Here is a 17,132-nt window from a genome sequence, read left to right on the forward strand (position 1 = left end):
GGGCCTACTCCACCGCCTCGGGGGCGCGGGCGGGTTCGGTCCCCGCAGCCACGCGCCGCCACGCGGCGGCGAGGGCCGCCGCCGCCCGGTCCACATCCGCGGGCGAGGTAAAGCGGCCGATGCCGATCCGCAAGGTGGCCCGCGCCTCCGCTTCCGGCAGCCCGATGGCCCGGAGCACGTAGGAAGGCTCCACCGCCGCCGAGGAGCAGGCCGAGCCGGTGGACACGCACACCTCCGGCGCCGCCGCCATCAAGGCCTGGGCGTCCACGCCGCCGGGGAAGGTCAGGTTGAGGTTGCCCGGGACGCGCCGCTCCGGGTGGCCGTTCAGCCGCACGCCCGACACCTCGGCCCCCAGCGCCGCCATGAAGCGGTCCCGCTGGCTGGCCACCCGCCCACCGTCCAGGATCATCTCCGCCGCCGCCAGCCGCGCCGCCTCGCCGAACCCCACCACCAGCGGGGCCGGCAAGGTGCCGGAGCGCAGGCCCCGCTCCTGCCCGCCGCCGGAGAAGAGCGGCGCCAAGCGCACGCGGGGCCGCCGCCGCACGTATAGGGCGCCGATGCCCTTCGGCCCGTAAACCTTGTGCCCGGACAGGGAAAGCAGGTCGATGCCCGCCTCCCCCACGTCGAGCGGCACGCGCCCGGCGGCCTGCGCCGCGTCCGTGTGGAACAGCGCGCCCGCCTCCTTGGCCATCGCGCCGATTGCGGCGAGGTCCTGCGCCACCCCGATCTCGTTGTTCACCGCCATGACGGAGACCAGCAGGGTCGGGGCGGCCGCGAAGGCTCCGCGTAGAACGTCCAGATCGAGCAATCCGTCCGCCCCGACCGGCAGCACCACCGCCTCGAAGCCCTCGGAGGCGAGGTCGCGCACGCACTCCAGGACGCACTTGTGCTCGGTGGCGAGCGTCACCACCCGCTGCCGCCCGCTCCCTTGCGAGGCGGCGAAGCGCGCGGCACCTTTGATGGCGATGTTGTTCGCCTCCGTGGCGCCGGAGGTGAAGACGACCTCGCGCGCCTCGGCCCCCACCAAATCGGCGACATGGCCGCGCGCCGCCTCCACCGCCTCCTCGGCCTCGCGCCCCATGGCGTGCTCGACGCTGTGCGGGTTGGCGAAATTCTCCTCCCACCAGGGCCGCATGGCCGCGAGCACGCGCGGGTCGGGCGGCGTGGTGGCGTGGTTGTCCAGGTAAACGGGGCGGTTCGTCGGGCGCATGGCGCCCTCGACATGGGCCTTCAGGCGGCGCGGCGCGAGAGGCGCGAGCGCATGGCGGACCACCCGAGGAGGAAACGCTCCGGGGCGTCGTCCGGCGCGTCCCACGGCAGGGACACCCGGATGGCGCAACCCGCCTCCGCCCCCAGGCCCATGGCCGCGAGCACGTGGCTCCGTGCCACCTTGCCGGAGGAACACGCCGCGCCGGCCGAGACCCGCACGCCCGCCAAATCCAGCGCGATCACCTGCGCCTCGGCCGCGACGCCGGGCAGGAGGATGCAGCTCGTGTTCGGCAACCGGCGCGGGGCGTCCGCGCCCACCACCACCGCTTCCGGCGCCGCGGCGAGCGCACCGGCCTCCAACCGCCCGCGCAGCGCCGCGAGTCTGTCCGCGGCTTCCGGCTTGGCGGCGACCGCCGCCGCGGCGAAGCCGGCGATGGCGGGCAGCGGTTCCGTGCCGCCGCGCCGCCCCCGCTCCTGCCCGCCCCCCCCGATGAGCGCCGGCAGGTGCAGCCCCGGCCGCAGCAGCAACGCCCCGGCCCCCGGCGGTCCGCCGAGCTTGTGCCCCGACAGGGCCGTGCTGTCGGCGAGGCCGGGATCGAGCGCCACCCGCCCCGCCGCCTGCACCGCGTCCACGTGCAGCAGCGCCCCGTGCGCCCGGCACAGCGCCGCCGCGTCCGCCAGCGGGTGCAGCACGCCGGTTTCGTTGTTCGCCGCCATCAGGCACACCAGGGCCGGCGCGCCGGCGTCGGCCGCGAGCAGCGCCGCCAGGGCGTCCAAATCCGCCGTCCCGTCGCGCCGCACCGGCACCGTCGCCGCCCCGGCCGGCGCGGCGGCCAGCACGGCCGCGTGTTCCGTGGCCCCCACCAGCACCCGGCGCTCCCGCCCCAGCCCCGCCAGGGCGAGCGCGTTCGCTTCGGTGCCGCCGGCGGTGAACACCACGTCGCCGGGATCGGCGCCGAAGCGTTCGCCGATCGCCTCTCGCGCGTCCTCCAACCGCCGCCGCGCCGCCCGCCCGGAGGCGTGGACGGAGGACGGATTGCCGGTGAGGTCCAAGGCCTCGACCGTCGCCCGCCGCGCTTCCGGCCGCAGGGGCTCGGTGGCGTTGGCGTCCAGGTAGAGCGGCTCCCCCGCCGTCACAGCGAACCCGCTGAGATGTCCACGGGATGCGCGTCGTCGCACGCGTCGGACGCCAGGAGGGGGCGCGCGGCGCGGCCGAGCACCCGCCCTTCGACGACGTCGAGCAGCGTCACATGCGCGAGGAACAGGTGGATCTGCTCGCCGAGTTCCACCCACAAGTCGTGCGTCGGGCACCGCTTGCCGGCGGCGCAGCCGGGTCCGCCCTCCTCGCAGCGCGTGGCGCGGATGGTTTCCTCAACCGCCTCGGTGATCTCCGCCAAGGTGATCTCCCCCGGAGGCCGGCCGAGCCGGTAGCCGCCACCCGGTCCGCGCACGGACGCGACAAGGCCGCTGCGGCGCAGCCGGGCAAACAATTGTTCGAGATAAGCCAGGGACAGGAGCTGCGCGTCGGCGATCTCGGCGAGGCTGACCGGCCGCCCGGCATCCCGCTTCGTGCCACGGCTGCCATTGCGCGACGCGAGCTCCACCATCGCCATGACGGCATAGCGACCTCTGGTGGAAAGTCTCATTCAGCAGCTCTCTCGTACCGGTTCACCGCCACGGATGTGTGGTGGTCGGGACGTGCCGGCACGCGTCCACGCCGGTAAATCCGTTATGAAACCTAGCGGTAACTGCCTATATTCAAGGAGCCTCGGAATCCGGAAGCCTGTCCGGGGCGCACGACGACAGCGTTTGAACCGCGGCCGAGGTGGCGTGTCTGACCAGGAAGCGTCGGATCGGACCGAGGCTATTTCGCCCGACACCGGTGGTCAACCGCCGTGCCGCGGGGGGCGTTTGTCGCGTGTGGTCCCGGCGTGGCGCCGCCGGGAAGGTTTCCCCATCTAGCGCCACGCGCGCTCGGGCCGGGTCGTCGGGGGCATGCCTCCGCCGGGCCGCTGGCCGGGCCCTCGTGGCGTGAGCGGAACAGGAGCTCCTGCACGATGCCTGAGGTGATGTTCGCCGGTCCGGACGGACGGCTTGAGGGCCGGTACCACCACGCCAAGAAGCCCAACGCGCCGGTCGCCCTCCTGCTCCACCCGCATCCGCTGCACGGCGGCACGATGAACAACCGCGTCGTGCACGCGCTGTACCAGCGCTTCCAGGGCATGGGCTTCTCGGTGCTGCGCTTCAACTTCAGGGGCGTCGGCCGCAGCCAAGGGCGGTACGACGGCGGCGTGGGCGAGATCAGCGACGCGGCCTCCGCGCTCGACTTCCTCCAGGCGGTTAACCCGAACGCGCAAAGCCTCTGGGTCGCGGGCTACTCCTTCGGCGCCTATGTCGGCATGCAGCTCCTGATGCGCCGGCCGGAGATGGGGGGGTTCGTTTCGATCGCCGCGCCCGCCAGCCACTACGACTTCGGCTTCCTCGCGCCTTGCCCCTGCAACGGCCTCATCCTGCATGGCGCCGACGACGAGCTGGTGCCCGAAGGCGCCGTGAAGAAGCTGGTGGAGAAGCTCAACACCCAGCGCGGCATCGCCATCGACTACCGCGTGATGGCCGGCGCCGGCCATGTGTTCACGCCGGACCAGACCGCGCAGGTGGTGGACATGACGGAAGACCACGTCTCGTCCGTGCTCAACCGCAGCCGCATGGCGCTCGCCGCGGACTGAAGCCGCGGCGGCGCGCGGGATCGACATTCCGAAGGGCCGGCGGGTCGCACCGCCGGCCCTTCTCGCATGCACCGCCCCAGGGAGGAAAAACGAATGACCACCCGCCGAGCGCTGCTCGCCGCCGCCGCGGCGCTGCCGCGCCCCTCCGGCGCGGCCGAGTGGCAGCCGGACCGCCCCGTCACGATGATAGTGGCCTTCGCCGCCGGCGGCGGCACCGACACGGCGGCGCGCACCCTGGCCGGCTTCATGGAGCGCGACCTCGGCCAATCCGTCGTGGTGGTGAACCGCGCCGGCGCCGGCGGCGAGATCGGCTGGGGCGAACTGGCCCGCGCCAAGCCGGACGGCCACACCATAGGCTTCACCAACACCCCCAACATCATCACCGTCCCGATCGAGCGGCAGGCGCGCTTCCGCTTCGAGGACTTCGCCTTCATCGCCAACATCGTGGACGACCCCGGCGGCATGTGGGTCCTCGCCGGCAGCCCGATCGCCTCCCTGTCCGCGCTGGTCGAAGAAGCGCGCCGCCGGCCCGGCGAGATCTCCTACGGCACCACCGGCGTCGGCTCCGACGACCACCTGGCGATGCTGGCGCTGCAACGCCTCACCGGCACGCGCTTCCTCCACGTCCCCTTCGGCGGCTCCTCGCAGGTCCGCACCGCGCTGCTGTCCCGCCAACTCGCCCTCGCCGTAGTCAACATGGCCGAGGGCGTCGCCGACTGGCGCCAGGGCTTGGTCCGCCCCCTCGGCGCCATGGCGCCGAGCCGCTGGGAGGGCGCGGCCGCGGTGCCGACCTTCCGCGAGCAGGGCTTCGACGTCGTCGAAAGCTCGCTCCGCGGCGTGGGCGCCCCCGCCGGCCTTCCCCGCCCGGTGCTCGACCGGCTGGCGCTCTCGGTCAAGCGCGCGGTGGAGCACCCGGAATTCAGGGCCGCGGCCGCGCAGCAACTCCTGCCCCTGCGCTACCTCGGCCCGGACGAGTACGTGGCCGAGCTGATGGCGCTCAAGGCCGGCTACGAACGCCTTTGGCGCGAGCACCCCTGGCGAGAGTGACGCCGGCACGCGTTCGGTGCATGGCGCACCTGCGGTGCCATGCGCCCCGCGCAATTGCGGCCGCGCTCCCCTCCTTGCCACTGTTCCGGGAGCGCGGCTGACGACGCGCGGATGTGGAGACGCCGAACCGCATGACGACCGCCGCCGCCCCCGACCGCGTCCCGGGCCTCCGCGTTTCCGTGGGCGTCCTGCTCGCCTGCGCCATGCTCGCCGCCGCCCTAGGCATGGGCTTGCGCCAGACCTCCGGCCTCTTCCTCGCGCCCATGACAGCGGCCCACGCCTGGACCGCCTCCGGCTTCGCCTTCGCCATCGCGCTCCAGGTGCTGGTCAACGGCATCACCCAGCCGATCTGCGGCCAGGTCGCCGACCGCATCGGCGGGCGGACGGTGCTGATGGCCGGCGCCGCGTTGCAGGCCGTGGCCGTGGCCGGCATGGCGCTGTCCTCCTCGCTCGCCGCCTTCACCTTCTTCGCCGGCATCGTCATGGGCGTCGCCGTGTCGGCCGCGGGGATGCCGGTGGTGATGGCGAGCCTCACGCGCCTCCTGCCCGAGTCGATGCGCTCCCGCGCCACCGGCCTCGGCACCGCCGGCTCCTCCTTCGGGCAGTTCCTGGTGGTGCCGCTCGCTGGCCTCGGCATCGAGGGCTTCGGCTGGCAGGCGGCGCTGCTGGGCGTCGCCGCCGCGTCCCTGCTCATCATCCCCCTCGCCCTGCCGCTGAACGACGCGCCGGCGCCCGCGCCCGCCGCCGGCACCGCGGGCGCGGTCGGCGACGGGTCGGCGCGGGAAGCGCTCGGGGCGGCGCTGCGCGACACCACCTTCTGGTGCCTGTTCTTCGGCTTCTTCGTGTGCGGCATGCACGTCAGCTTCATGTCCGTCCACCTGCCGGGCTTCGTCGCCTCCTGCCACCTGCCCCTCGCGGTGGGCGCGGGCGCCATCAGCCTCATCGGCCTGTTCAACGTCGCCGGCTCGCTGATCTCCGGCGAGCTGACCGGGCGCTGGAAGCGGCGGGAGCTGCTGGTGACGATCTACGCCGGCCGCGGCGTGGTGATCGCGGCGTTCATGTTCGCCGAGAAGACCACCGCGACGGTGCTGGTCTTCTCCGCCGCGATGGGCCTGCTCTGGCTCTCCACCGTGCCGCCCACCGTGGCGCTCTGCGCGCGCAACTTCGGCACGCGCTGGCTGGCGACGATCTTCGGCCTGGTCTTCCTCGGCCACCAGATCGGCGGCTTCACCGGCGCCTTTCTCGGCGGGCTCGTGCTGGACCGCACCGGCTCCTACGACCTGATGTGGACGATCAGCATCCTCGCCGCCGCCTTCGCCGCCCTCATCCACCTGCCGGTGCGCGACGGGCCGAAGCCGGCGCCGGCCGTCGCCACGGCCTGACCGCCGTCACAAGGGCGCCCCGCCCGGCGGCTTCAGCGCCTGCAACACGAAGGAGCTGCGCGTCTCCTTCACGCCTGGCATCCGCAGCAGCGCCTTGAGCGCGAAGTCGGCGTAGGCCTCGAAGTCCGCGGCGGCGACGTGGAGCAGGTAATCCATCTCGCCGCTCATGGAGTAGGCGGCGAGCACCTCGGGCCGCCCGGACAGCGCGGCCTGGAAGCGCGCCACCACGTCCTCGGCGTGGCTGTCCAGCGACACCAGCACGAAGGCCTGCAAGGGCAAGCCGAGCCGCGCGAGGTCGAGCACGGCCGTGTAGCCGGCGACGACGCCCTCCTGCTCCAGCCGCCGCACCCGGCGCTGGCAGGGCGTCGGCGACAAGCCGACCTCCTCCGCCAGGGCCACGATCGAAAGGCGCCCGTCGCGCTGCAAGGCGCGCAGGATGCGCCGATCCACGGCGTCCAGCTCCGGAGCGTTTTTTCCTCTCTTGCCGTCCATTTTTGGTGATTTCCACCACGATCGGCCGTGGTCGAGCCGTTTTTCCGCCTCGCAACCCTACGCGCCCTCGCGGAAAATGCCAGCAACAACAGGAGGACTCGGACATGCTGGCGAACGCCCCCGCACCGGCGCTGCCCGAGGGCCTGCGCGGCGACTACGCCGCGGCGCGGCCCGACTTCACCGTCGCCCAGGACATGGCGTCCTACACCGAAGCCGACCACGAGACCTGGCGCACGCTCTACCGCCGCCAAGCGGAGATCCTGCGCGACCGCGCCGCGACCGCCTACCTGGAGGGCCTGGACCGCTTGCCCTTCCGCGACGGCGTGCCCGACTTCGCCGCGGCCTCCGCGGTGCTGGAGCGCGCCACCGGCTGGACCCTGGTAGCCGTCCCCGGCCTGATCCCGGACGACGCCTTCTTCGACCACCTCGCCGAGCGCCGCTTCCCCGTCACCCATTGGATCAGGAAGCCGGAAGAGCTGGACTACATCGTGGAGCCCGACATCTTCCACGACGCCTTCGGCCACGTCCCGATCCTGCTGCAACCCGACTTCGCCGAATTCCTCGCCGCCTACGGCCGCATGGGCGCGCACGCCAAGCGCCTCGGCGCCCTCAAGCCGCTGTCCCGCCTCTACTGGCACATGGTCGAGTTCGGCCTGCTCCGCGAAGGCGGGCGCATGGTGGCCTACGGCGCCGGCATCCTGTCCTCCGCCGCCGAGACCATCCACGCGACGGAAAGCGACAAGCCGCGACGGCTCCGCTTCGACCCGTGGCGCGTGCTCCGCTCCGACTACTTCATCGACGACCTGCAACCGACCTTCTTCGTCATAGAGGATTACGCCGAGCTGTTCGCGGCAATGGAAGGCTTGCCGGCGCTGCTGGAAGCGGCGCGCGACGCCGAGCCCATCCCGCCCGGCGCCGCCTCGCCCGACGACAAGCCCTACGCCCCCACCGGAGAGGAGTGACCCCGCCATGGACATCGCCCCCGACCGCACCGCCTTCGCCGGCGTCTTGTCCGAACACAACCCGATGGGCACGGACGGCTTCGAGTTCGTCGAATTCACCGGCCCCGACGTGCCCGGCCTGGAGGCGCTGTTCCGCCGCCTCGGCTTCTCGCCCGTCGCCCGCCACCGCTCCAAGGCGGTGACGCTGTGGCGCCAGAACGGCGTCAACTTCATCCTGAACGCCGAGCCCGGCAGCTTCGCGCAAGCCTTCCAGCGCGAGCACGGCCCCTCCGCCTGCGCCATGGCCTTCCGCGTCGCCGACGCCGACGCCGCGATGAAGCGCGCCGTCTCGCTCGGCGCCAAGCCCTTCAAGGGCCGCAACGGGCCGGGCGAGCTGGACATCCCGGCGATCGAAGGCATCGGCGGCAGCCTGCTCTACTTCGTGGACCGCTTCGGCCCGCGCGGCTCCATCTACGACCACGACTTCGCCTGGCTCGACGGCGCCGACCGCGCGCCGCGCGGCCACGGCCTCACGGTGATCGACCACCTCACGCACAACGTCCACCGCGGCCGCATGGACGTTTGGTGGGGCTTCTACGAGAAGCTCTTCAATTTCCGCGAAATCCGCTACTTCGACATCGAGGGCAAGCTGACCGGCCTCAAGAGCCGCGCCCTGACCTCGCCCTGCGGCCAGATCCGCATCCCGATCAACGAGAGCTCCGACGACAAGAGCCAGATCGAGGAGTACCTGCGCGCCTACAAGGGCGAGGGCATCCAGCACATCGCGCTCGGCACCGACGACATCCACGCCAGCGTCGAAGCGATGCGCGCCGCCGGCGTCGAGTTCATGGACACGCCCGACACCTACTACGAGCTGCTGCCCCAGCGCCTGCCCGACACCGGCGAGGACATCGACCGCCTGCGCCGCAACCGCGTCCTGATGGACGGCGCGCCGACGCCGGAGGGCGGTCGGCTGCTGCAAATCTTCACCGGCACGGTGATCGGCCCGATCTTCTTCGAGCTGATCCAGCGCAAGGGCGACCAGGGCTTCGGCGAGGGCAATTTCCGCGCGCTGTTCGAGAGCATCGAACTCGACCAGGTGCGCCGGGGCGTGCTGAAACCGGCGGCGGAGTAACCCGCCTCCGATGAGGCGCGGCGCTCGCCGAGGGCGCCGCGCTTCACCCCCGCCCGCGCCCGCCGGAGGCGAGGCTGTGGGCCTTTCTGCCGGCCGCGTCGTCGGCGGCGAGTTGCGCCTTCCCCAACAGCCGCGCCCGCGCCTCGGCCTCGCGCTCCGCCAGCAACTGCTCGATGCACCGCTCCGCCACGCGCGCCTCCGCCAGCGCAGCCCGGCCCTGCGCCATGCGCTCCACCGCGTGCGCCGCGCCCAGCGTCGACCGGTCCCGCTCCGCCATGCCCTTGCCGAGCCAGGCCGCATAATCCGCCGCGGCCCCGGCGCCCTGCTCCGCCAGCAGCGCGGCGCGCGCCGCCTCGGCGCGCGCTTCGGCCGAGGAAAGGCGATCGGCCGCCTCGGCCAACCTGCGCCGCGCCGTCCCCGTCTCGAGCCGCCGCAACCGCGCCAGCGACTCCAAAGGATCAGTCCGCGCCGCCATCGTCGTCCTCCATGGCGGCCGCCAGCGCGGCGAAGGCCCCCTCCACGGTGCCGCGCTCGCCCTTGCCCTGCGCCAGCACGGCCTCGATCCGCGGCGCCAAGCGCAGCGCCTCGTCCACCGCCGGGTCCGTCCCCGCGCGGTAGGCGCCCAACCGCACCAGGTCGGCCATCTCCGCCTGCACCGCCAGCAAGCGGCGCGCGCGCTTCGCCAACGCCCGCTCCCCGGGCAGCAGGCACCCCGGCACGGTGCGCGAAAGGCTCCGCAGCACGTCCACCGCCGGGTAGCGCCCGCGCTCGCCGATGCTCCGGTCCAGCACGACGTGGCCGTCCAGGATGCCGCGCACCGCGTCGGCCACCGGCTCGTCGTGGTCGTCGCCCTCCACCAGCACGGTGAACAGCCCGGTGATGGCGCCGGCGCAGCCCTCGCCGCGCGGGCCGGCGCGCTCCAGCAGCCGCGGCAACTCCGCGAAGACGCCCGGCGTGTAGCCCCGCGTCGCCGGCGGCTCCCCCGCCGCGAGGCCGATCTCGCGCAGCGCCAAGGCGAAGCGCGTCACGCTGTCCATCAGCAGCAGCACCTGCTTGCCGGAGTCGGCGAAGTGCTCCGCCACCGCCATCGCCGCGTAGGCCGCTTCCCGCCGCATCAGCGCCGTGCTGTCGGAGGTGGCGCACACCACCACGGAGCGGCGCATCCCCTCCGGGCCGAGGTCGTCCTCGATGAACTCCCGCAGCTCGCGCCCGCGCTCGCCCACCAGCGCCAGCACCGCCACGTCGCAATCGGCGCCCGCCGCCAGCATGGACAGGAGCGTGGACTTGCCCACGCCCGAGGCCGCGAACAGGCCGAGCCTCTGCCCGCGCCGGCAGGTGGCGAAGGCGTCCAGCGCCCGCACGCCGAGGTCCAGCCGGGGGCCGAGCCGCCTGCGCCGGCCGGCTTCGGGCGCCGCCGTGCGCACCGGCCGGAACCGCGGGCCGGCCGGCAACGGTCCGAGGCCGTCGAGCGGCCGGCCCAGCGGGTCCACCACCCGCCCGAGCCAACCGTCGCCCACCGGGAGGCCCGCCTCCGAGGACGCCAGCACCGCCGGGCACCCGGCCGGCACGCCGTCGAGCGGCTGGAAGGCCACCGCCTCGGCCCGCCCGTCGCGTAGGCCGACCACCTCCGCCGTCACAGGCGGCCGCCCCGGCGCCTCAATTGAGAGACGAGTCCCGACGCACAACCAGGGCGCGAGTCCTTCGATGGTTACAGATGTTTGCCCCGCCGCGACCACCCGCCCGGCCAGCGCCGCGCGGGGGAGCGACGAACACATTGATTTTGCTTGCGAAAATATGGAGCTGGTCACACAACCCTGGCGAGCATAGCCGCTGACCCCTCCTTTCGAATGCCGTGTCTCAACTTTCGATACGCCTCAAACGTGAAAAACATCTTTGCGACACACGCAAAAGTGGTAGTTTTGATTCAGCAACGCTCTGTCGGAGATACCAGGATGCGTATCCTTTTGGTTGAAACTGACCACAACGTGAAACAGGGTCTGGTCGCCGTGCTCAAGGCCGCTTCCATGGTGGTGGACGCCGTGGACACCGGGGAAGAGGCGCTGGAGTACTGCCGCCTCTGCGACTTCGACATGGTCCTGCTCGCCGCGCGCCTGCCGGACATGGAGGGCTACGACGTGGTGCGCCGCCTCCGCGCCGCGCGCCTCGCCACGCCGGTTCTCATGCTGTCCGAGAGCGCCGCGCCCCAGGCCAAGATCAAGGGCTTCGCCGCCGGCGCCGACGACGTGATCGCCAAACCCTTCGACACCCAGGAGCTGGTTGCCCGCATCCAGGCAGTGGTGCGCCGCGCCAAGGGCTTCGCCCAGCCCAACTTGACGGTGGGCGAGCTGACCCTGAACCTCGGCTCACGCGAGGCCACGGTCGCCGGCACGCCGGTCCACCTCACCGGCAAGGAGTACGCCATCCTCGAACTGCTGGTGCTGCGGAAGGGCATGGTCCTCACCAAGGAAGCCTTCCTCAACCACCTCTACGGCGGGATGGACGAGCCCGAGGTGAAGATCATCGACGTGTTCATCTGCAAGCTCCGCAAGAAGCTCGCCCAGGCCGGCGCCGACAACCTGATCGGCACGGTGTGGGGCCGCGGCTACATGCTGCGCGACCCGGCCGCCGCCGCCGCCAGGGCCCAACCGGCCATGCCATCGAAGGTGCCGGCGCTCGCCCAGGCGGCCTGACCGCCGCCGCCCATCGCCCCAACGGCGGGCGCCCACCCCGCCGGCAACCAAGCCTCGAGGACGGTTCCCGACACTCCCACCCAGGGCGGAAGTGTTGGAACCGCCGGAACAAAACGCGTACGATACCGCCATGTCCCACGCGGAGGCCGGCGCATTGGTCGAAGCACAGCACGAGCCCGAGAGCGGGCACCGAGCGGCGAGCCGGCGTCTCGCGGAGCCACACGGCCCCGCTGCGCGCGCGCCTCCGGGCGATTTGTCCGAAACGCGCGAAAGCGGCCCGCGAGCGGCCCGCGGCCTCGCGGGCTGCCGCCCCGCGGCGCGGATGACCCGGCATCCCTTCCCCATCCGCCGCCCGGCGGCCGATTTGTCCGATTGCTGCAAAAGGCCGCCGGGAAGCGGGACCGTCCGGCCCCCGGCCCGCCCGACCCGGCGGCACGTCGCCCGAAGCGCCCCGCACCGGCCGCACCCCAGGCCGGCTGGGCGGGATCGCGAGGCGGCCAGAAACAAAGGCGTGGGGTCCGGGGCCGTTGCGGGGGCCGGCGGCGGGTGGTCTGCTCCCTCCCCGATGCTTCGCGGACACCCGGCGGCGCCATGCCGAGCCACATAGAACCCGGGATGCGGGTGCGGCACCCCGACCGCCCGGACTGGGGCGACGGGCAGGTGCAGTCCGTGATCGGCGACCGGGTCACGGTCAACTTCCCCGAGGCCGGCAAGGTCCTCATCAACGCGGCCGTAGTGGACCTGACCATCCTTTCGGACGACGAGCCGCGGCGCGGCTGACTCGCACGGGCCGGGGTCTTGCGGAGGGGCGGCCGGGACGCCCAATTGCAGGGCGCTCCCGCGAACGAGCGCGCATCGCCAAGGACACCGACCCATGATCGATCCGTTCGGCCGGCGGATTTCCTACCTCCGCGTCTCGGTGACGGACCGTTGCGACCTCCGCTGCGTCTACTGCATGGCGGAGGACATGACCTTCCTTCCGAAAGCCGAGGTGCTGAGCCTGGAGGAGCTGGACCGCCTGTGCGGCGCCTTCATCGGCCTCGGCGTGGAGCGCATCCGCCTCACCGGCGGCGAACCGCTGGTGCGGAAGAACGTGATGAGCCTCGTGCGCTCGCTCGGGAGCCGCGTCGGCAAGGACCTGCGCGAACTCACGCTCACCACCAACGGCACCCAGCTCGCCAAGATGGCGGGCGACCTCCACGCCGCCGGCGTCCGCCGCCTCAACGTCTCGCTCGACACGCTGGACCCCACCGTCTTCGCCGCCGTCACCCGCTGGGGCAAGCTGGAGCAGGTGCTGGACGGCGTCTTCGCCGCGAAGGCCGCCGGCCTCGCCATCCGCATCAACGCCGTGGCGCTGAAGGGCGTGAACGACCACGAGTACGACCGCATGATCGCCTGGTGCGGCGAGCACGGCTTCGACCTCTGCCTGATCGAGACCATGCCGCTCGGCGACATCTCCGGCGACCGCACGGACCAGTACCTGCCGCTCTCCGTCGCCCGCGACCGCATCCGCGCCGTCTGGACCCTGGACGAGACCGACTACCGCACCGGCGGCCCCGCCCGGTACTACACCGTGAGGGAGACCGGCCGCCGCGTCGGCTTCATCACGCCGATGACCCACAACTTCTGCGAGTCCTGCAACCGCGTGCGCCTCACCTGCACCGGCACCCTCTACATGTGCCTCGGCCAGGAGGACGCGGCGGACCTCCGCGCCGTCCTGCGCGACCCGGCCGTGTCCGACGAAGGGCTGAAGGAGGCCATCCAGGACGCCATCGCCCGCAAGCCGAAGGGCCATGACTTCGTGATCGACCGGCGGAACGCCCGCCCGGCGGTGGCGCGGCACATGAGCGTCACCGGCGGCTGAGGTGCCGCCTCCCGCGCCTTCGTGCTTGGTCGCGCCCGCCGCGGCGGGATACATAGGCCCCGCCCGCGTACCGTTGGGGAGGCACGATGGCTTCGCTCCAGGACCTCGCGGCGCGCTTGGCCATCCCCGGCTTGCCGGAGTGGACCGGCGTGGCCGCCCTGATCGCCCTGCTGCTGGTGGGCCTCGCCTACCTGCTGATGCCCTTCAGCGTCTTCGGCGTGAAGGGGCGGCTGGACGCGCTCGAAGCCCAGCTCGACGAGATCCGGGACGAGATCCGCGGCCTGTCCATCCGCATGTCCGACGGCCCGCGCCGCCCAGCCGCCGAGGACTGGGTGGACCCGCCCCGGATGCGCAACCCCGCCATCGACGAGCAGCCGCGCACGACACCGCCCATCCCGCCGCCGGCCTCCTGGCCCGACCCGCCCCGGGGCGGCCGGCCGGAACCGCGGTTGGACTGGCCGACCCGGCGCTGACCTTGGATCGCACGGGGCGGAAACACCCGAGGCGCGCATCGCCGGGCCAACGGAGCAGGCCCGTCCCGAACCGACCGAGATCGGGCCGGAATGGGGGCCAACCCCGGTACGCGGATCGGAGCCCCACGCTGTCGGGTCGTTGATGAGCCCACCGGCTTACCCATTGCCACCCCGATCCAGTCCCCCGGCTCCAGCCAGCGCGCCCCGCGCCTCGTTAGCGCCCCGGCCTGGAGCAGCGACGGCCGGCGTGGGCCGAGTTTCGCCGTGAGGGCCACCGCGCGCCGCCGTCCACGGCACCGGAGCGGGCCTCGCCTCTTCGAACGAATCTCACCAAGCGCCCCGCCGCCGAGGCCACCTGTCGTTCATCCAGCACCCGCGTCCGGCGTATCTCGCGGTCCGGCGGAGGCGTGTCCAGCGCGCGTCCGGCCAGACGGCGCTCCCCCGCCCACGCCAGGTGGGCGGGCGGGTGGAGCGCCGGCGACGATCACCGCCGGGTGGTGCTGCACCCGGTCCGGATGAAATTCTGTTCCGCCGCGGATAGGCGTGCGCCTTGCTGGAAGCGGAACAAGGCTTGGCTGCACGCGCGGTCGATGACCGGCGAGGGCCGGGACGAAGGTTGCGACGAAACCGCCCGTACCGGCGGCGGTGTTGGGGCCCGCGGCGGCGCCGGCGGCAAAGCTTCGCCGAGCGGCACCGCGTGCGACACCCGCGTCTCCAAAGGCGGTGCAGCCTGGGCCGGGGCCGCGGCCCCGGCAGCGGCACCCAGAGCCAGGCCGGCGACCCTCTGCATGGCGGCGGGATCGTCGGGCACCGCCGGCGGCGGCGCTTCCGCGGTGGCGGGCTCCGGCACCGGATCGGGTCGGGCCGCGGAGGACGACGGCACCGCGGGTACGGTCCCGCCCGCCGCGGCCGTTCCGGACGCGGCGGCCTCGGCTTGGGGCGCCGCGGCCGCTTCGGTCACCGGCTTGGGCGCCTCCGTTGATGCAGCCGGGGTCGCCGCCGCGACCTCCAGCGGCTTCGGTGGCGCCTCCGGCGGCGCAGCGACGGCGGCGGACTGGGGCTGCTCGGCGGCCGGGGCCGGCTGGTCCACGGACGCGGGCGACTCCAAGAGCAGGAAGCCCGAAACGAGGCCCAGGCCGAAGACCGTTGCGAAGGACAAGGGCAAGATCGCCAACCGGCCCCAGCGGCGCGGCCGTGCCGAAGCGCGCGACGATGCCCGGCCCGGTCGCGGGGCGACCGCGTCCTCGACGTCCCGGGTGGTGGCAGGCGGCGTGTCCGGCATCGGTTTGGGTTGCCCCGGTAGTTCCCAAGCAGGATCAACCGCCATCGCTCGTCGTACTCCTTCGATCCATGCGGACCCGCCCGGCACGGTCAGCGGCGGCAGCGCCGAAAACCAGCGCTCCAAAGCCCACGGCAGGCTGCGGAGCGCCGCCGCGTCCAAGCGGTTGTGAACCACCGGCAAGGTGCCGGGGAAATCGGGCCAGAACTCCACGGCGGTGAGGGCGCGACGCAGGCGGGCTTCGGCGTTGGGCGTCGCGTCCGGGACGATGTCGATCAAGGCGACACCGGTTTTCGGGTGGGCGAGCGCGTAGCATCCAGTCGCGTGCGGCCCGGGCACCCCCGTTCCGAAGCGGCACCGGCCGATGACGCTCCACCCGTCCGGCAAGGCCGGGAACGGCGACTGTTCCTGAGACGCCGACCAGGAGGGCGATGCCGCGGCCAGGCGCGCCGCGCCTTCGACCGCCGGGGACCCGACCCTGACATCCTCATGGGTTTCCGATGACGTGCCCAAACACCTCTCCTCCCGTCCCGAGCCGTCCTCTCTGTGGCGCAACGACCATTGCAGGTCCAGGTTGCGCGCTGGGACTTCAACTCAAAACCGAGTCCGGCTGTCACAAGCCAACTACGGATCGGGAGGCCGCGTCCAACGGGCCGACGGCGCAAGAGATCACGCCGTCGAGAGCGTGGCGCTTACGTCACGCTGTGGCGTTTGGGTCAAATTTCCTTGCTTTATTCAGAACGATCGCGTGAGCGACTTCCCTGTCGCGCGGCTCCCGCAGGCTCGTCCTTCAAACGACGCCGAGGCCCATCCAGACCAGCCGGTGGTCGGAACCCGGGAAGCCGCCCGGCAGCGCCGGATCGAAGTTGCCCACCAGCGGGAAAAGCGGGTCGTCGGACTGCGGCCAGAACACGCCCGCCGCGCGGCGCCAACCCCTCAGCGGAAGGCAGCGCGTAGTCCACGCGGAGGTTGCCGGGCGCGGTGTCGGAGAAGTCGGCCGTGTCGAACGCCGGGTCCCCGCGGTGCGACGCGTTGGCGCCGCCCCGCAGCGCCGCTTGCTCCGGTCCGCCCGCGGCCGCCGGCCGGAGCGAGTCGTCCACGGCCGGATTGTCGAGCAACTGGCGGATGGCGTCGTCCACGCTGTCGCCGTTCTCGTCGGCATTGCGCAGCCCGTTGCGGTCCTCCGGCCCGTCGAAGGCCGGCGGCGTCGGGTGCGCCGCCAGCAGGTGGACGACCTCTCCGCCCACCAGCACGGGCACGTCCCAAAAGCTCTTGGACGGGAGGCGGAACACCTCCAACTCCTCGGCTGAGTACCAGTCGCCCGGCCCCGGCGTCGCGGGGTCGTCCGGCAGGCGGGCGCCGGGCATGTCCTTCCACAGGAAGGGTTGGAAGGTGCGGACCTCGTCGCGCAGGATCGGGTATTCAGAGAACACCGCCATCCCGTACTGGCCCGGGAAGACGCCGAAGCCGAGTGCGTCCTCGCCGTAGCCGCGGTCCCCCGGTTCGGAGGCCACGGCGCCGTTGTTGTCGAGGTCGAAGCCGGAGGCTACGCCGGTGTTGGACGGCGCGACGAAGACGGGGGGGTATTCGATCGGCGGCGCGGCCGCGCCCAGGCCGAGCGTGTCCTGGCCGCGCTCCAGGTAGTTCAAGCGGAACAGGTCGGCCGCCGCGTCGTATGCGGCATAGTCGAACTCGTTCACCAGCAGCAGGTCGGGCGCCACGCGCTGCACGATCTCCGCGGCGGTCCTCGCCTGCGTGTCGCCCGGCGTGGCGAGGTCGGACACGAGGCCGCCCTCCGCATTGCGGAAGAGCGAGGCGTTGAAGGTGGCGACGCGGATCTGGATCTGGTCCGCGCCGGCCGGCGTGGCAGGCGTGATGGCTTCGGTCATTTGGT

The 17,132-nt window shown here is 72.8% G+C and carries 17 protein-coding genes; 9 read left to right on the plus strand and 8 right to left on the minus strand.

Annotated features, from left to right (window positions below; translation table 11 throughout):
- Positions 1–4: 4 nt before the first annotated feature.
- Genes ABD067_RS04145 through ABD067_RS04155 form a run of 3 tightly spaced genes read right to left on the minus strand, consistent with a single transcriptional unit; the run spans position 5 to position 2,855 of the window.
- On the minus strand, positions 5–1,210 hold the full coding sequence (locus ABD067_RS04145) for a cysteine desulfurase family protein (RefSeq protein WP_343893896.1): 1,206 nt from the start codon (positions 1,208–1,210) through the stop codon (positions 5–7).
- 20 nt (positions 1,211–1,230) lie between these two features.
- On the minus strand, positions 1,231–2,346 hold the full coding sequence (locus ABD067_RS04150) for a cysteine desulfurase family protein (protein ID WP_343893897.1): 1,116 nt from the start codon (positions 2,344–2,346) through the stop codon (positions 1,231–1,233).
- The gene (locus ABD067_RS04155) at positions 2,343–2,855 is read right to left on the minus strand and encodes an Rrf2 family transcriptional regulator (RefSeq protein WP_343893898.1); all 513 of its coding nucleotides are present in this window, start codon (positions 2,853–2,855) and stop codon (positions 2,343–2,345) included. The genes ABD067_RS04150 and ABD067_RS04155 overlap by 4 nt, the downstream gene beginning before the upstream one ends.
- A 411-nt stretch (positions 2,856–3,266) precedes the next feature.
- On the opposite strand from ABD067_RS04155, the gene ABD067_RS04160 reads away from it, so the two are divergent.
- The 3 genes from ABD067_RS04160 (at position 3,267) to ABD067_RS04170 (ending at position 6,364) form a co-directional block, all read left to right on the plus strand.
- Positions 3,267–3,935 (plus strand): alpha/beta hydrolase, encoded by a 669-nt coding sequence (locus ABD067_RS04160; protein ID WP_343893899.1) that lies wholly within the window; start codon positions 3,267–3,269, stop codon positions 3,933–3,935.
- Between the two features lie 93 nt (positions 3,936–4,028).
- Positions 4,029–4,982: a tripartite tricarboxylate transporter substrate binding protein gene (locus tag ABD067_RS04165; protein ID WP_343893900.1), complete on the plus strand. Its 954-nt coding sequence runs from the start codon at positions 4,029–4,031 to the stop codon at positions 4,980–4,982.
- Between the two features lie 131 nt (positions 4,983–5,113).
- A complete protein-coding gene (locus ABD067_RS04170) occupies positions 5,114–6,364 on the plus strand; it encodes an MFS transporter (RefSeq protein WP_343893901.1) in 1,251 nt (416 codons plus the stop codon).
- Between the two features lie 6 nt (positions 6,365–6,370).
- On the opposite strand, the gene ABD067_RS04175 is transcribed toward ABD067_RS04170, so the two are convergent.
- Complete coding sequence (locus ABD067_RS04175; protein WP_343893902.1) at positions 6,371–6,814, minus strand: Lrp/AsnC family transcriptional regulator; 444 nt, start codon at positions 6,812–6,814, stop codon at positions 6,371–6,373.
- Positions 6,815–6,960: 146 nt separating this feature from the next.
- On the opposite strand from ABD067_RS04175, the gene phhA reads away from it, so the two are divergent.
- Positions 6,961–7,818, plus strand: a complete 858-nt coding sequence (gene phhA / locus ABD067_RS04180) for a phenylalanine 4-monooxygenase (RefSeq protein ID WP_343893903.1) — start codon at positions 6,961–6,963, stop codon at positions 7,816–7,818.
- A 7-nt stretch (positions 7,819–7,825) separates the two neighbouring features.
- The gene (gene hppD / locus ABD067_RS04185) at positions 7,826–8,932 is read left to right on the plus strand and encodes a 4-hydroxyphenylpyruvate dioxygenase (protein WP_343893904.1); all 1,107 of its coding nucleotides are present in this window, start codon (positions 7,826–7,828) and stop codon (positions 8,930–8,932) included.
- A gap of 43 nt (positions 8,933–8,975) precedes the next feature.
- On the opposite strand, the gene ABD067_RS04190 is transcribed toward hppD, so the two are convergent.
- Both ABD067_RS04190 and ABD067_RS04195 read right to left on the minus strand, forming a co-directional pair.
- Entirely contained in the window at positions 8,976–9,407 is a 432-nt protein-coding gene (locus ABD067_RS04190) for a hypothetical protein (RefSeq protein ID WP_343893905.1), read from the minus strand.
- On the minus strand, positions 9,391–10,707 hold the full coding sequence (locus ABD067_RS04195; RefSeq protein ID WP_343893906.1) for a FliI/YscN family ATPase: 1,317 nt from the start codon (positions 10,705–10,707) through the stop codon (positions 9,391–9,393). The genes ABD067_RS04190 and ABD067_RS04195 overlap by 17 nt, the downstream gene beginning before the upstream one ends.
- A gap of 177 nt (positions 10,708–10,884) precedes the next feature.
- Here ABD067_RS04195 and ABD067_RS04200 point away from each other — a divergent pair, with 177 nt between their 5' ends.
- The 4 genes from ABD067_RS04200 to ABD067_RS04215 all read left to right on the plus strand — a co-directional run bounded on the left by ABD067_RS04200 (position 10,885) and on the right by ABD067_RS04215 (position 13,959).
- Positions 10,885–11,622 carry a response regulator transcription factor gene (locus tag ABD067_RS04200; RefSeq protein ID WP_343893908.1) on the plus strand — a complete coding sequence of 246 codons (738 nt, stop codon included), beginning with the start codon at positions 10,885–10,887 and terminating at the stop codon, positions 11,620–11,622.
- Between the two features lie 591 nt (positions 11,623–12,213).
- Positions 12,214–12,402 carry a DUF3553 domain-containing protein gene (locus ABD067_RS04205; protein ID WP_343893909.1) on the plus strand — a complete coding sequence of 63 codons (189 nt, stop codon included), beginning with the start codon at positions 12,214–12,216 and terminating at the stop codon, positions 12,400–12,402.
- 94 nt (positions 12,403–12,496) lie between these two features.
- Positions 12,497–13,486, plus strand: a complete 990-nt coding sequence (gene moaA, locus ABD067_RS04210) for a GTP 3',8-cyclase MoaA (protein WP_343893910.1) — start codon at positions 12,497–12,499, stop codon at positions 13,484–13,486.
- 86 nt (positions 13,487–13,572) lie between these two features.
- On the plus strand, positions 13,573–13,959 hold the full coding sequence (locus ABD067_RS04215) for a hypothetical protein (protein ID WP_343893911.1): 387 nt from the start codon (positions 13,573–13,575) through the stop codon (positions 13,957–13,959).
- A gap of 484 nt (positions 13,960–14,443) precedes the next feature.
- Here ABD067_RS04215 and ABD067_RS04220 read toward each other — a convergent pair whose 3' ends face one another.
- Together ABD067_RS04220 and ABD067_RS04225 are read right to left on the minus strand one after the other, a co-directional pair.
- Positions 14,444–15,517 (minus strand): hypothetical protein, encoded by a 1,074-nt coding sequence (locus tag ABD067_RS04220; RefSeq protein ID WP_343893912.1) that lies wholly within the window; start codon positions 15,515–15,517, stop codon positions 14,444–14,446.
- Positions 15,518–15,969: 452 nt separating this feature from the next.
- Positions 15,970–17,127: an endonuclease/exonuclease/phosphatase family protein gene (locus tag ABD067_RS04225; RefSeq protein WP_343893913.1), complete on the minus strand. Its 1,158-nt coding sequence runs from the start codon at positions 17,125–17,127 to the stop codon at positions 15,970–15,972.
- Between the last annotated feature and the right edge of the window lie 5 nt (positions 17,128–17,132).

The sequence above is a fragment of the Craurococcus roseus genome, assembly GCF_039523795.1.
In the GTDB taxonomy this organism is placed as follows: Bacteria; Pseudomonadota; Alphaproteobacteria; order Acetobacterales; family Acetobacteraceae; genus Craurococcus; species Craurococcus roseus.

Excerpts from the sequence above, each read along its gene's own strand:
- moaA (WP_343893910.1), top strand. The coding sequence starts at position 12,497 with ATGATCGATCCGTTCGGCCGGCGGATTTCCTACCTCCGCGTCTCGGTG.
- phhA (WP_343893903.1), top strand. The coding sequence starts at position 6,961 with ATGCTGGCGAACGCCCCCGCACCGGCGCTGCCCGAGGGCCTGCGCGGC.
- ABD067_RS04155 (WP_343893898.1), bottom strand. The coding sequence starts at position 2,855 with ATGAGACTTTCCACCAGAGGTCGCTATGCCGTCATGGCGATGGTGGAG.
- ABD067_RS04160 (WP_343893899.1), top strand. The coding sequence starts at position 3,267 with ATGCCTGAGGTGATGTTCGCCGGTCCGGACGGACGGCTTGAGGGCCGG.
- ABD067_RS04225 (WP_343893913.1), bottom strand. The coding sequence starts at position 17,127 with ATGACCGAAGCCATCACGCCTGCCACGCCGGCCGGCGCGGACCAGATC.
- ABD067_RS04200 (WP_343893908.1), top strand. The coding sequence starts at position 10,885 with ATGCGTATCCTTTTGGTTGAAACTGACCACAACGTGAAACAGGGTCTG.
- hppD (WP_343893904.1), top strand. The coding sequence starts at position 7,826 with ATGGACATCGCCCCCGACCGCACCGCCTTCGCCGGCGTCTTGTCCGAA.
- ABD067_RS04165 (WP_343893900.1), top strand. The coding sequence starts at position 4,029 with ATGACCACCCGCCGAGCGCTGCTCGCCGCCGCCGCGGCGCTGCCGCGC.
- ABD067_RS04145 (WP_343893896.1), bottom strand. The coding sequence starts at position 1,210 with ATGCGCCCGACGAACCGCCCCGTTTACCTGGACAACCACGCCACCACG.
- ABD067_RS04170 (WP_343893901.1), top strand. The coding sequence starts at position 5,114 with ATGACGACCGCCGCCGCCCCCGACCGCGTCCCGGGCCTCCGCGTTTCC.
- ABD067_RS04215 (WP_343893911.1), top strand. The coding sequence starts at position 13,573 with ATGGCTTCGCTCCAGGACCTCGCGGCGCGCTTGGCCATCCCCGGCTTG.
- ABD067_RS04195 (WP_343893906.1), bottom strand. The coding sequence starts at position 10,707 with ATGTGTTCGTCGCTCCCCCGCGCGGCGCTGGCCGGGCGGGTGGTCGCG.
- ABD067_RS04205 (WP_343893909.1), top strand. The coding sequence starts at position 12,214 with ATGCCGAGCCACATAGAACCCGGGATGCGGGTGCGGCACCCCGACCGC.
- ABD067_RS04190 (WP_343893905.1), bottom strand. The coding sequence starts at position 9,407 with ATGGCGGCGCGGACTGATCCTTTGGAGTCGCTGGCGCGGTTGCGGCGG.